The following is a 12,337-nucleotide window of genomic DNA, read 5'->3' on the forward strand; positions in this document are numbered from 1 at the left end:
GGGCCCGTCAGCTCAACAACCGCCCCACCACGTCCACCAGGTCCTGCCGGACGAGGTCTCCCTTGGTAATGTAGCCGTCCGCTCCGGCGGCAAGCCCGCGCATCCGGTCTTCCTCGCCTCCTCGGGTGGTGAGAATCACGACAGGCAGTCGGGCATGGAGGAAGTGCCCCTTGAGCTGCCGCGTGAGCTCCAGCCCGTCCACGCCCGGCATCTCCAGGTCGGTGAGGACCAGGTCCACGGACTCCTGGCCCAGCAGGGCGAGCGCCTCGGCGCCGTCGGCGGCCACGCGGGTGTCATACCCCACCGCCTCCAGGAGGTTGGACAGCAGCTCCCGCGTCAGGGGGGAGTCGTCCACCACGAGGATGCGGCGCCTGCGGGGCGAGGGGGCCCGAGGCGCCGCGCGGGCCACCCGGTGCGGCGAGGTGCCGTGCGCGACGGCGGTGAGGAACGCGGCCGACAGCACCATGGAGAGCCGCCCGTCCGCGAGCGTCGTCGCGCCGCTCAGGTGGGCAAAGCGCGCCAGCAGCCCCTTCAAGGGGAGGATGGCCTGGACCCGTTCCTCCAGGACCTTGTCCACTCCGAGTGCGGCCTGGACGCCCTGGCTCCGCACCACGAGCACTCGCTCGCCCTCGCGCGCGGGGCGCTCCGGCGCCAGGCCGAGCAGCGCGGAGATGGGCGCGAAGGGGAGCACCCCGCCGGCGACCTTGAGGGTAGGCCGGCCCGCCAGCTCTCCCACGTCGTCCGCCTCCACGCGCAGCGCGCGGGAGACGTGCGTGGCGCTCAAGGCCAGCACCTCGTCCGCCACCTGGATGAACAGGAGCGGGGCCACGGTGAGGGACACGGGCACCCGCAACGTGAAGATGGTGCCCCAGCCGGGCGCGGACTCGACGCCGGCATCGCCGCCCAGCCCCTGGATGGCGGTGCGCACCGCGTCCAGGCCCACGCCCCGGCCCGACAGGTCGGTCACCACGTCTCGCGAGGTGAAGCCGGCCAGGAAGATGAGGTCGCGCGCGGCGGCATCGGACAGGGCATGGGCCGCGGCCTCGTCGAGGAAGCCCTTGCGCACCGCCACGCGGCGCAGCTCGGCGGGCTCCAGCCCCACGCCGTCATCCTCCACGCGAAGCACGATGCGATTGCCCTCGCGGGCCGCGCGCAGGGTGAGGCAGCCCCGCGGCTTCTTGCCGCCCGTCACCCGGTCCACCCGCGTCTCCAGGCCGTGGTCGAGCGCGTTGCGCACCAGGTGCATCAGCGGGTCTCTCAGCGCCTCCACCACCGCTCGGTCCGCGCGCGTGTCCTCGCCGTCGACGACGAGCTCCACCTCCTTGCCCAGCTCGCGCGCGAGGTCGCGGACCCTGCGCGGATACGGCTCGAAGAGGACCGAGAGCGGGAGCATCCGCAGCGTCTGCACCTCCTCGGCCACCTGCCCCAGGTCGCGCAGCTCCGCGTTGGAGAGCAGCTTGGCCTCGCGATGAAGCGTGGCCGCCAGCGCCTTCGCCTTGCCCAAGCGCGCCACCAGGGCCGCCGCGGCGGGTCCCAGGTCCTCGGCTTCGCGCGCGAGCTGCCCCAACTCTTGCGCCAGCTCCAACCGCCGCGCGTTGGCGAGGTCGCGCCGGCGAGCCACCTGCGTCAGGTTCGTCACCGAGTTCGTGAGCAGGTCCAGGCTGGCCACGTCGATGCGCACCGACGTGGGGTCCACCCGAGGCTCGGGAGTCCGAGTCGCCCCCGTGCCAGGTGCCGCGGGCAAGCGGGTCAGCGCGGCGGCAGCGGCGGGCACGACGCCACTCACGCCGCGGGGCGGGTCAGCGGAACGCGTGGCGCTCGGGGAACCGGAGACATCCGCGGCCCCAGAATGAGGCGCCCGCGCCGGCTCTGCGCCCCGCGGCCCGAAGCCCCCCATGAGGCTCCCGCCCGAGGCGTGGGGCGACTCCCCCGTCCGCCCAGCGCCCGGCGCCGCGAAGCCCCCCATGAGGCTCCCGCCCGAGGCGTGGGGCGACTCCCCTGTCCGCCCAGCGCCCGGCGCCGCGGCGGTCGTGAGCAGATGCGCGGGACCCGAGGGTGGACTGGGGGCTGGACGACCTCCCGACGTCAGTGATGCGTCAGCCCGCGCGGGCAGCGGCCTCGACGACTCGAGCGCGGGAGCACCGACGCGCGCGTCTCCGGGTGGAGGCAATCGCTCCGCCTCTTCGCGCAGGCGCGTCTCCAGCGCCTGGATGAGCGCGGACGTCTCCGTGGAGGGAGCGGACGCGGGCGCCGCGGCGGATAGCGCGAGCACCGCGTCCGCGGCGGTGAGCAGCGCGTCCGTGGAGTCCGCGGTCAGCAGGTAACGACTGGGCTCGGTGCGGCGGACCAACTCCTCCATCTGGTGGACGAGCGCGTTGATGTCGTCGAAGCCCATCATCCGAGCCTCGCCCTTGAGCCCGTGCAGCTCGCGCAGCACCCGGCGACCCGCGTCGAGGTTCGCCCCACCTTCCAACTCCACGAGCGACCGATTGATGCGCTCCAAGCGCACCGTCACCAACTCGCGGAACTGCTTGAGCAGGCGCTCGCTGGGATTCACCCGCCCTCCTCCCGAATCGGAGGCCGCGCAATCTGGAAGCGCTCGACGACCTCGCGCAGATCGCGCGCGAGCACCAGCAGGTCCCCGTTCGCGTTGCCCACCTGTCGCGAGGCATTGAGGCTCTGCTGGGTGATGCGAAGGATGTCCGCCATCGAGTCGGCGAGCTGATCCGTCCCCGTCTGCTGCTGCTGGGTCGCCAGCGAGATGCTGCGCACGGCGTCCGAGGTGCGCCCCGCGAGGTCGACAATCTGAAGCAGCGACTCCGACACCTGTCGCGCCAGCGACGTGCCCGTCTCCACCGCGCGCACTCCGCCCTCCGTCGCGGAGACGGCCGCCGCGCTCGCCTCGCGCACTTCCTCGATGAGTCCTTCAATCTCCTTCGTGGACTCGAGGACGTTCTCGGCCAGTCGGCGCATCTCGGCCGCCACCAGCGAGAAGCCACGCCCCACCTCACCCGCCTTCGTCCCCTCCAGCTCCGCGTTCAGCGCCAGCAGGTCCGACTTGTCCGCCACGCCGTTGATGAACTCGACGATCTTTCCAATCTGCTGCACGCGCTTGTTGAGCCGCACCACCGCCAGCGCGATGGCCTGGTTGTCCTGGCGCATGCGGTCCATGGAGCCAAGGAACGAGGCCGCGCCGCCATGCCCCGCCTCCGCGGCCGTCAGCGTCCGCTGGGCGATCTCCGCCACCGAGCTCGCGTTCTCGGCGATCTGCCGCGCCGAACGGGCCAGCTCCTCCGTGGTGGCGCTCGTCTGATCCAGGCTGCTGGCCTGTTCGGTCGCGCCCAGCTCATGGCGGTTGGAGGTGGCGAGAATCTCCTCGGTGGTGGCGGAGATCTGCGCGCCCGCGCGCTGGAGCTGCGCCAGGACGTCCGCCAGGTGCGCGCGCATGGTGGTGAAGGCCGCGGACACGTCCCACACCTCGTCCTCCGCGGGCACGAGCCGAGGGCTGGCGAGGTCCCCCTCCGCGATTCTCCGAGCCTCGCTGGACAGCGCCCGCATGGGCCGCCCCAGCAACGTGCCCCCCAGGTACGCGGTGGTCAGCGCGAGCCCGAACACCAGGAGGCACAAGAAGCCCCCCGAGGTGAGCGCCTCGGCGCGAAGCGCCCCGGCGAGCATGCCCTCCACATCCGAGTCTCCCACCGCCGCCAGCCGCGCGAGCACGCGCTCGGACAGCGCGCCCGCGAGGTTCGCGGACAACACCGCGGGCGTCACCACGGAGATGGCGGTGAACGCCACCAGCCGCGCACGGATCCACGCCCGCCGAGGCATGGCCTCGATGACCTGCGCCTGCGTGAGCCCCAGCGCCGCGAGCCAGAGCACCACCTGCCGCGCGCGCAACATCACCATGCAGTGCACGAGCAGCGCCGACAGCGGACCGAACAGCAACCCCAAGCCCGCGACCCGCAACGCCACGTCGAGCGGCATGCCATCCAGGGCCCACATGAGCCCGCCGAGCACGGTGGCGGTGAGCCCCCACAACCCCAGCGACAGGATGAAGGCCTCGTCCGGAGCGCGAGTCACCTCTCGCACCGCATCCGCCAGCCGAGGCGCGGTGGCGGCCACATCCCCGCGCTCGATTCCCCGCAGGGTGCCCATCCGACGCAGCGACGTGCCGCCGCCCAGCACCATGAGCAGCATGCTCAGCACGCCGCCCGTCACCAGGAGCCCGGTGAGATGCGGCCCCAGCGCGTCCCCCAACACGAGCGTGGCGTAGTGCGCACTGAGCGCCGCGCCCACCAGGTTGGCCATCGCGACAGGGAGCATCAGGTGCCGGCTGAAGGAAGCCCGGCGGACACCCGCACGCGTCGCCATGACTCAGCCCTCCCCCGCGCCCAGACTGAAGCGATCCACCACGTGCTTGAGGTCGCGTGACAGCGTGGAGAGGTCCGCGTTGGCGGCCACCATCTGCTTGGTGGCCGCGGCGTTCTGCTCGGTGACTCGGAGGATGTCCCCCATCGCCGCCGCGAGCTGATCCGTCCCCGTCTGCTGTTGCTGCGTCGCCAGCGAGATGCTCCGCACCGCGTGGGACGTCTGCCGCGCCAGCTCCAGGATGAGCCCCAGCCCCTCGTCCACCTGGGCCGCCAGCTCGGCGCCGGACTCCGTCGCCTTGAGCCCCGCCTCGGTGGCCATCACCGCCCCGTTGGTCGCGTCGCGAATCTCCTCGATGAGCCCTTCAATCTCCTTGGTCGAGCGGATGACGTTCTCGGCCAGTCGGCGCATCTCGGCCGCCACCAGCGAGAAGCCACGCCCCACCTCGCCTGCCTTCGTCCCCTCCAGCTCCGCGTTCAGCGCCAGCAGGTCCGACTTGTCGGCGATCTCATTGATGAACTCGACCACCTTGCCAATCTGCTGCACGCGCTTGTTGAGCCGCACCACCGCGTCCGCGATGGCCTGGTTCCCCTCCCGCATGCGCTGCATCGCACCGAGGAAGGCCGTGGCGCCGCGCTGCCCCGTCTGGGCCGCGGCGAAGGTCGTCTCGGCGATGGCGGCCACGGACTCGGCGTCCCCGGCGATCTGCTGGGCCGAGCGCGCCAGCTCCTCCGTGGTCGCGCTCGTCATGTTGAGCGAGCTGGCCTGCTCGTCGGCGCCCGACTCCTGCTCGGCGCTGGTGGCCACGAGCTGCTCGGTGGTGCTCGAAATCTGGAGGCCCGCGCGCCGGAGCTGCGTGAGCGCCTGACCGAGCTGCGCCTGCATCTGCGTGAACGCGGCCGAGGCGGCCCACAGCTCGTCCTCCGCGGCGACGACCCGAGGTGGCCGCAGGTCTCCCTGCGCGATGCGCGTCGCGTCCTCGGTGATGGAGCGCAGGGGCTCGGCCAGCGCCGTGCCCCCCGCGTAGGCCGTGCCCAACACGAGCAGCGTCACGAGCGCGGCCATCAACCCCAGCGTGGCGCCCCGGTCCGCGCGGGCGCGAGCCACCACCGCCGCGCGAGCCTCGGGCGTGCGCGCGGCGGCCCAGGTGTCCACGGTCTCCACCGTCTGCGTGACGGCCACGTCCAGGATGAACAACGACGGGCTCAGCACCGCGATGGCCGTGAAGAGCACCAGCTTCCGCCGGATGTGCATCTTCCGAGGCGGCGCCGCGGCGATGACCTCCAACGGCGTCAGTCCCCGCGCCGCGATGCGCTCCACCGCGACCCGGCTACGGCGCACCACCAGCAGATACACGAGCAGCGCGCTCAGCGGCCCGAGCGCCAACCCCACCAGCAACACCCGCAGCCCGACCGAGGCATGGGCCTCCGCCATCTGGGTGAACGCGAACGCCACGAGCAGCGAGCCCCCCAGCCACCCCTGCAAGGTGAACGCGAAGCACTTGCCCGGAACGGCGCGAGCCTCTTGGAGCGCGCCGCGCAGATGCTCCGGCGTCGCGGACAGACGCCCCTCGCCCACGCCATGCAGCACGCGCAGCGCCTGACGCGCCTGCAGATGCGTCAGCCCCAGCGACAGCATCAGCGAGGCCGCCACCAGGCCGAGGAACAGACTCCAGGTGCCCTCGGGCACCGCGCCGGACAATCGGCCATGGAGGAGCGCCAGCCCGAGCCCCACGCTGCTGCCCAGCCACGACGGGCGCACCGTCCACGAAGCCAGTCCCTTCAGCGAGGGAGCGCCGCTCATGTCGCCTCCGCGTCCAGACCGCGCAGGTAGTGCTCGAAGTCCGCCAACCCCAGCAGCGGCCACAGCGCGCCTCGCACCAGGATGAAGCCGCGAAGGCTCCCACCGGACAGCGTCGCCGTCACGTGGGGCGGCGGCAGCACGGAATGCGTGTCCGCGTCGAGCTCCAGCGCGTCCACGCCCACCGACTCGCCCGAGGGCGCGACGAGCACGCGGCCCCTGGACTCCGACGCAGCCTCACGAAAGGCCCGCCGGGCACTCCAGGTGCGCGCCGTGGACTCACGCTCCGCCGAGGCGATGAACGCCACCTCATGCGCGGCGAAGGCGATGCGATGCGCACCCGCACGACACAGGAGCGTTCCCTCGACCCGGCTGGCCGGCCCCATGGCTAGCCGCCCTGGCTGAGGTGATCGAACAGCCCCTCGATGTCGATGACGGCGACGTCGCGAGCGCCGCTCTTGCCAGGACCTCGCAGGTGGACATGCACGCCACTGGGCCCCAAGGGCTCCAGGACGCCTGCCACGGAGGACACGCCGGCCACGGTGCTGGCGGTCAGCGCCAGCGTGCCGCGCGACAAGCGCACGAGCACGGCGCGCCGGGAACCCGCGGAAACGCCCCCGACCAGCAGGCTCATGTCCACGACCGGGATGACCTCACTCCGGTGCGCGAACACGCCCAACAAATGGGCGGGGGCACCCGGCACCCGCGTGAGCTCTGGGAAGGTGACGACCTCCGCCGCGCTCTCCGCGGGTACCGCGTACCAACTGCTACCGCAGGCGAAGACGAGGTAGGACTGACGCGATTCCGGCTCAGGCAAGGCCATGGAGCGCGCAGCCTACCTCAGAACTAGCGCTGGAACTCCACGCGGCGGTTCTCGGCCCAGGCCTCTTCCGACGAGGAGTTGTTGGCCGGGCGGGTCTCGCCGTAGCCCACCGTCGTGAGCTGCTTGGCCGGCACGCCCAGGTCCACCAGGTAGCGCTTGACGGCCGCGGCGCGGCGGTTGGACAGCTGGAGGTTGTACTCCTCCGTGCCGCGCTCGTCGGCGTGGCCGCCGAGGGTGACCTTCGCCGGGGACGCCTTGATGCAGGCGGCCAGGGCGCTCAGGCGCTGCTGCGCGTCACCGGAGATGCTCGACTCGTTGAAGCCGAAGCGAACCGGGGACCAGTCGCACTTGCTGGAGGCATCCGCCGTCACGCACTTGCCGGCCTTGCACTCCTGGCCCTCACCGCAGTCGGAGCTGGCCGAGCAGGTGTCCTTCGGGGCCTGGCAACGGCCGCCCTGGCACGTCGCGCCGCCGGTGCACTGCGTGTCATCCTTGCACTGGGCCGCCGCGCACTTGCCGGCCTCGCAGATGCGACCGCCACCACACTGGGTGTCCGTCGTGCACTCAGGCGGCTTCGGGGCGCACTTGTTGCCCTGGCAGGTGAAGCCGTCCTTGCAGTTCGCGTCGGTCGCGCACTCCTGGCAGCTGCCCTGGACGCAAACCTCGCCCTTCTCCTTGCAGTTCTCGTCGGTGTTGCACTTCGGATAGGTGGGGGGGCACCCGGTGAGAACACCCACGGCGAGGGCCAAGCCGGCCCAGAGCGAAATGCGACGCATCGTTCCTCCCAACATCTGAATCTCTGTCTCGCTAAAGTTTGTCCGCGCGGGACGCGGTACGAATCGTCGCGTCTAGTCTCACATGGCCCGATGAGTCAAAGCATTTGTCCCGTTCCGAATGCTCGCCTGGTCCCAAAGCGCTTGATGCCCCGATTATTTCCGTGAGACTGTGTCCTTTGGCCCGACCATGGCTCCCGCCGTCCTCATCGTCGATGACGAGAAGAACATCCTTCTCACCCTGAGCCAGTCGCTCCAGCTCGCCGGCTATCGCACGGAGCTGGCGGGCAGCGGGCAGGTCGCACTGGACGTGGTGAGCGCCCGTCCGGTGGACGCGGTGCTGATGGACGTGAAGATGCCGGACATGGACGGCCTCACGGTGCTCGCCCGGCTCACCGAGCTGAAGCCCGACTTGCCCGTCATCATGATGTCGGGCCACGGCACCATCGACACCGCCGTGAAGGCCACCCAACTGGGAGCGCGCGACTTCCTCGAAAAGCCCATCGCGAGAGACCGACTCCTGGTGGCGCTGCGCAACGCGCTGAAGCACCAGGCGGTCATCGAGGAGTTGCAGGAGCTGAAGGCGCAGCTCGGCCGCTACGACATGGTGGGCAGCGGGCGCGCGATGCAGCGCATCTTCTCGCTCATCCAGCGCACGGCTCCCAGCGAGGGGCGCGTGCTGATTACCGGCGAGAACGGCACGGGCAAGGAGCTGATCGCCCGCGCGCTGCACCAGAACTCGCGGCGCAAGAGCGGTCCGTTCGTGAAGCTCAACTGCGCGGCCGTGCCGCACGACCTCATCGAGAGCGAGCTGTTCGGTCACGAGAAGGGCGCGTTCACCGGCGCGGTGAGCGTGCGCCGAGGCAAGTTCGAGCTGGCCCACGACGGCACCCTCTTCCTGGATGAAATCGGGGACATGCCGGCGGCGATGCAGTCCAAGCTGCTGCGCGTGTTGCAGGAGGGAGAGCTGGAGCGCGTGGGCGGCGCGGAGACGCTCAAGGTGGATGTCCGGGTCATCGCGGCGACGAACAAGAACCTGGAGCAGGAGATCGCCGCCGGGCGATTCCGCGAGGACCTCTACTACCGCATCAACGTGGTGCAGATTCACTCGCCCCCGCTGCGTGAACGGCGCGAGGACCTGCCGGATCTCATCGACACGTTCTTGCGCGAGGCCTGTGCGAAGAACGGGCGCCGCGCGCTGACCTTATCGCCCGACGCGGTCGCGGTGATGAGCGCGTACGACTACCCCGGTAACGTGCGCGAGCTGCGCAACCTGGTCGAGCGGCTGGCCATCCTCTGCGAGGGCCCGGTCGTCAGCCGGACGGATGCACTGGAGCTGTTGCCGCGAGGGAAAGGCATGCTCACCACGCCCGCGGCTGTTGCCCCTGAGCCGAGCCTTGAATCGGTCGCGCTGGCGCCAGCGGTCGTGTCAGCGCCCGTGGTGCCAAGCCCCGCGACGTCCCCTGCCGCCCCCATGACGGGCTTCCGTCCGCGAGCGGATCGCACGTTCCGGGAGCAGGTGGACGACGCCGAGCGGGAGATCATCCAGCACGTGCTCGCGCACACCCACGACAACGTCACCGAGGCCGCGCGGATCCTCGATCTGGAACGCGGGCACTTCTATAAAAAGATGAAGTCGCTGGGCATGCGGCGGGGCAACTCTGACGCGTAACCTCCGGATTTCACTGGTGCAGGTTGCGTGACAGCCATGGATCTCCTCTTCCGTGTGACAGGGGTGTGACCAGTTGCAGAGGCCGAGGCCACCTGCAGAGCCGAAATCTGGCTCGCGTGGTGGGCAGCGTCGCGTCCGACGTAGTACGTCATGGTGACGGCTGGCGTGGAGTGGCCGGCCATATGCTGGGCCGTGCTGATGTCGCCGCCGGTGTCACGAATCAGGTGCGTGACGAACGTCTTGCGCAACATGTGGAAGGTAATTCCAGACGGTAGCGAGACATGGGCTCGCCTGGCAATGTTTCGCAGCAACTTGGCGACATGCCTGGAGACCGTGGTGGCTCTTCTGGCGCGTGCATTGGCCGGAGCACTCCTCGATGCCGAGTCGGAGCGTGAGAGCGCCTCTGCCGCTCTCGTGCACGTCGCAAAGGAGTCCACACGCCTCGGCGCCGCAGACATGCGAGAGCGAGCGGCGCTGGCCCTCGTGGGCATCACGGGCAACATCGGCAGCGGACGGGCCGCCGGCCTTGGCCGTGCCCTCCCCGCGCTGGTGGCCTGACGAGGAGCGGTTCTGCGCCTGCGGCCGGCGCCTTGCCGAGTGCGACGGCAGCCGGCAGGCCTGCAAGGGCGGTGCGCGATGAGCCAGACGTTCACCCGCGAAGATCGGAGCACGAAGACGATTGCCTCCAGGGCCGATCTATCATCCGCCCGTGGTCGCCCCAGCTTCTTCTTGGGGAGAGGCGGAGGCAGCAGGGGAGCCACGCGCTGCCAGAAGGCCCCAGGGACAAGGTCGCGGACCATACCCATCAACCTGGGCATGGCCCTTGCCAGCGACCAGGTCAGCCCTGACTTTCGTTAGGGCTGTTAGGGATATGCTTTGTTACACCCATTTACTCCCCTCTGCCTCGCATCACTGCACCTCTTGAGGCACAAATCATGTCCCTCCATCCCATTATTGTCACATTTCTCCCGGCACGCCTCGGCTGTCGCATTGACCTTCTCAATACAGTCTTGGCGATTGGACTTGACGGGATCCGAATGACTGCCTGACTTAGGAGCAAAGCACAGAAAATTGTCGCTCCATGTGTGCGGGTCCTTCGGCTCCAGCCACTGGACGCAGGTTTCGTTGGGGCCCGGCGCCGGCCAACTCATGCTCCACCGGAAGCTCCAGCGCGAGTCGGTCGGCAAACACAGGTAGTTGTCCTGCCATGTGTGTTCCGCTGGCTCAGCGAGTTCTACTATCTGAGTGCACTGCATGCCGGGGCGGGGACTCCACATTGACCATACCATCCGCTCATCATTAAGAGAGCAGAAGTAGTTGTCGGCCCATGAATCGGGGTCGGACCCCTCATTCACTGAAATGCATCTCATGCCGGGTATGGGGCCGTTGCTGCTGAATGCGAACTGGGCATGTGCGCTTGCCGGCACGAAGGCAATCACAACCACCCCAAGAGTGATGACCCATAGCAAAACCTGACCTTGCATGCTGGGACTCTCAATCATTGCATTCCCTCCCTCAACCAATGCAACGCCACCGCTGACCGGCAGGCTCATTTGAGGTTAGCGTCCATGTAAGGACTTGGCCACGACCTGCAAGGTCTGCGAACTCTAGCGGCGCAGAGGGTAGACGAGTTTCGATTGGTGTCCCCTCTGAGAGTGAGGCATGCGTCTCTGCATAGCCCTGCAACCGTGATGATGGAGCGTGGACCTCCGTGCCAGCCTTCATTGCTTGTGCCGCTGGCCGGACGAATCCAGACCGGCACCGGACCTCGCTCGGGCGCACTCGAAGGCACCACCGAGGACAGCATGATCTGCGGCGACGCGGGGCATTGGGCTGCCCGGTTTGCGAACTGACGGCTGGGGGGCGGCGCGGTGCTGGCGCCCCTTGCTCTTACTGGTGAGCGGTGGCGCATAGAACTGGCGGAGCGAGCAGGTCCTGGCTGTCACTACTCCTTGCGGAGGATCTCCAACGAAGGGTCCAGGTAATCGAGGGAGACGGACCTTCGTCGCAAGTTGGTGGCTAAGGAGGATCGAAGCCAGGCAGCCTCGACTTGCTTGCGGCGTCGGTGGCGAAGCATCCGCACAAGCCGACAAAGCGGCCGGACCGCTAGGCCGACACCACGACTGGCGCAACATGAGTATGGGTCGGAGCGGACTTCGCAACATTGCAACAATGCACACCATGACAATGCATGACTTCAGGTGGCAAACACTGCATGGCTCCAAAACAGCGGCCGCCTCAACCATCCGACATCCAACAATTCACGCCCAATCACTGACACCAAACGCGAATCGCGATACAGTGTCATCGGGGCAAACAAGCCCCGCTTGGCCCACACCAAGGAGTCCATCAATGGCTGCGCGAAGCATCGATGGCATTATTGTCAACTCGACGGGAATGAATCTCATCCGAACGGCAATAACGACAGAGAGCGGAAAGTACACCCGGGATCCACCGTCGACGATCGGTCCAAACACTCAAGAGTCATTCCGGATTGAGTCAAACGGCATGATGACTGGTGCGATCGGGAGCGTTGTTTATCGCATTGACGGTGGTGGTGGCGACTTGGTTTTTCATTACTCAAATCCATTCGCCGGACAGAACCACTTCGATAATGAGGCACCATCACAATTCGCGATTGACCGCAACGGCGGCGATGGCGACAATTGCGCAATCTCGCTGACAGTTCGCGCGATCTGAGTGTCCAAACGACCGCTCACGCATCTCGAACGGCGGCTGTTCCACGGGGTTGAGAAGCCGGCCCCACCAACAGACTAAACCGAGGGTCGTGATTCGCGATCAGGTTGAGGGGCGGGCAAGCGCGAGACGAGCGGGAAGAAAGAGCAGGGGCACCTCTCGTTCGGCTCTGTGTGCGCAGAAGACCTGAGAGCGAGAAGGCCC

The 12,337-nt window shown here is 68.6% G+C and carries 9 protein-coding genes; 2 read left to right on the forward strand and 7 right to left on the reverse strand.

Translation table 11 applies throughout. From position 1 onward, the window contains the following. Window positions 1-7: 7 nt before the first annotated feature. The 6 genes from KRR26_RS34575 to KRR26_RS34600 are packed head-to-tail and all read right to left on the reverse strand — an operon-like array spanning window position 8 to window position 7,767. Entirely contained in the window at window positions 8-2,557 is a 2,550-nt protein-coding gene (locus KRR26_RS34575) for a hybrid sensor histidine kinase/response regulator (RefSeq protein WP_217081934.1), read from the reverse strand. Further along, complete coding sequence (locus tag KRR26_RS34580) at window positions 2,554-4,371, reverse strand: methyl-accepting chemotaxis protein (protein WP_120208258.1); 1,818 nt, start codon at window positions 4,369-4,371, stop codon at window positions 2,554-2,556. Before KRR26_RS34580 ends, KRR26_RS34575 begins: the two co-directional genes overlap by 4 nt. 3 nt (window positions 4,372-4,374) lie before the next feature. After that, a complete protein-coding gene (locus KRR26_RS34585; protein ID WP_120208256.1) occupies window positions 4,375-6,171 on the reverse strand; it encodes a methyl-accepting chemotaxis protein in 1,797 nt (598 codons plus the stop codon). Next, window positions 6,168-6,554, reverse strand: coding sequence for a protein CrdC (locus tag KRR26_RS34590; RefSeq protein ID WP_217081935.1), 387 nt, complete (start codon window positions 6,552-6,554; stop codon window positions 6,168-6,170). The genes KRR26_RS34585 and KRR26_RS34590 overlap by 4 nt, the downstream gene beginning before the upstream one ends. A gap of 2 nt (window positions 6,555-6,556) precedes the next feature. Beyond that, on the reverse strand, window positions 6,557-6,991 hold the full coding sequence (locus KRR26_RS34595) for a chemotaxis protein CheW (protein ID WP_120208252.1): 435 nt from the start codon (window positions 6,989-6,991) through the stop codon (window positions 6,557-6,559). Window positions 6,992-7,014: 23 nt separating this feature from the next. Then, complete coding sequence (locus tag KRR26_RS34600) at window positions 7,015-7,767, reverse strand: OmpA family protein (protein ID WP_120208250.1); 753 nt, start codon at window positions 7,765-7,767, stop codon at window positions 7,015-7,017. Between the two features lie 187 nt (window positions 7,768-7,954). On the opposite strand from KRR26_RS34600, the gene KRR26_RS34605 reads away from it, so the two are divergent. Further along, entirely contained in the window at window positions 7,955-9,436 is a 1,482-nt protein-coding gene (locus KRR26_RS34605) for a sigma-54-dependent transcriptional regulator (protein WP_217081936.1), read from the forward strand. Here KRR26_RS34605 and KRR26_RS37920 read toward each other — a convergent pair. Beyond that, window positions 9,385-9,939, reverse strand: coding sequence for a tyrosine-type recombinase/integrase (locus tag KRR26_RS37920; RefSeq protein ID WP_407931757.1), 555 nt, complete (start codon window positions 9,937-9,939; stop codon window positions 9,385-9,387). The two genes, KRR26_RS34605 and KRR26_RS37920, sit on opposite strands and share 52 nt — an antisense overlap. 1,849 nt (window positions 9,940-11,788) lie before the next feature. On the opposite strand from KRR26_RS37920, the gene KRR26_RS34615 reads away from it, so the two are divergent. Further along, window positions 11,789-12,136 carry a hypothetical protein gene (locus KRR26_RS34615; RefSeq protein WP_217081938.1) on the forward strand — a complete coding sequence of 116 codons (348 nt, stop codon included), beginning with the start codon at window positions 11,789-11,791 and terminating at the stop codon, window positions 12,134-12,136. Window positions 12,137-12,337: the final 201 nt, after the last annotated feature.

It is taken from the genome of Citreicoccus inhibens, assembly GCF_019039035.1.
Classification (GTDB): Bacteria; Myxococcota; Myxococcia; order Myxococcales; family Myxococcaceae; genus Citreicoccus; species Citreicoccus inhibens.

Bases quoted from the DNA above. Each gene is read 5' to 3' on its own strand.
- KRR26_RS37920 (WP_407931757.1), bottom strand. From the start codon at position 9,939: ATGTTGCCCGTGATGCCCACGAGGGCCAGCGCCGCTCGCTCTCGCATG.
- KRR26_RS34585 (WP_120208256.1), bottom strand. From the start codon at position 6,171: ATGAGCGGCGCTCCCTCGCTGAAGGGACTGGCTTCGTGGACGGTGCGC.
- KRR26_RS34605 (WP_217081936.1), top strand. From the start codon at position 7,955: ATGGCTCCCGCCGTCCTCATCGTCGATGACGAGAAGAACATCCTTCTC.
- KRR26_RS34615 (WP_217081938.1), top strand. From the start codon at position 11,789: ATGGCTGCGCGAAGCATCGATGGCATTATTGTCAACTCGACGGGAATG.
- KRR26_RS34580 (WP_120208258.1), bottom strand. From the start codon at position 4,371: ATGGCGACGCGTGCGGGTGTCCGCCGGGCTTCCTTCAGCCGGCACCTG.
- KRR26_RS34595 (WP_120208252.1), bottom strand. From the start codon at position 6,991: ATGGCCTTGCCTGAGCCGGAATCGCGTCAGTCCTACCTCGTCTTCGCC.
- KRR26_RS34600 (WP_120208250.1), bottom strand. From the start codon at position 7,767: ATGCGTCGCATTTCGCTCTGGGCCGGCTTGGCCCTCGCCGTGGGTGTT.
- KRR26_RS34590 (WP_217081935.1), bottom strand. From the start codon at position 6,554: ATGGGGCCGGCCAGCCGGGTCGAGGGAACGCTCCTGTGTCGTGCGGGT.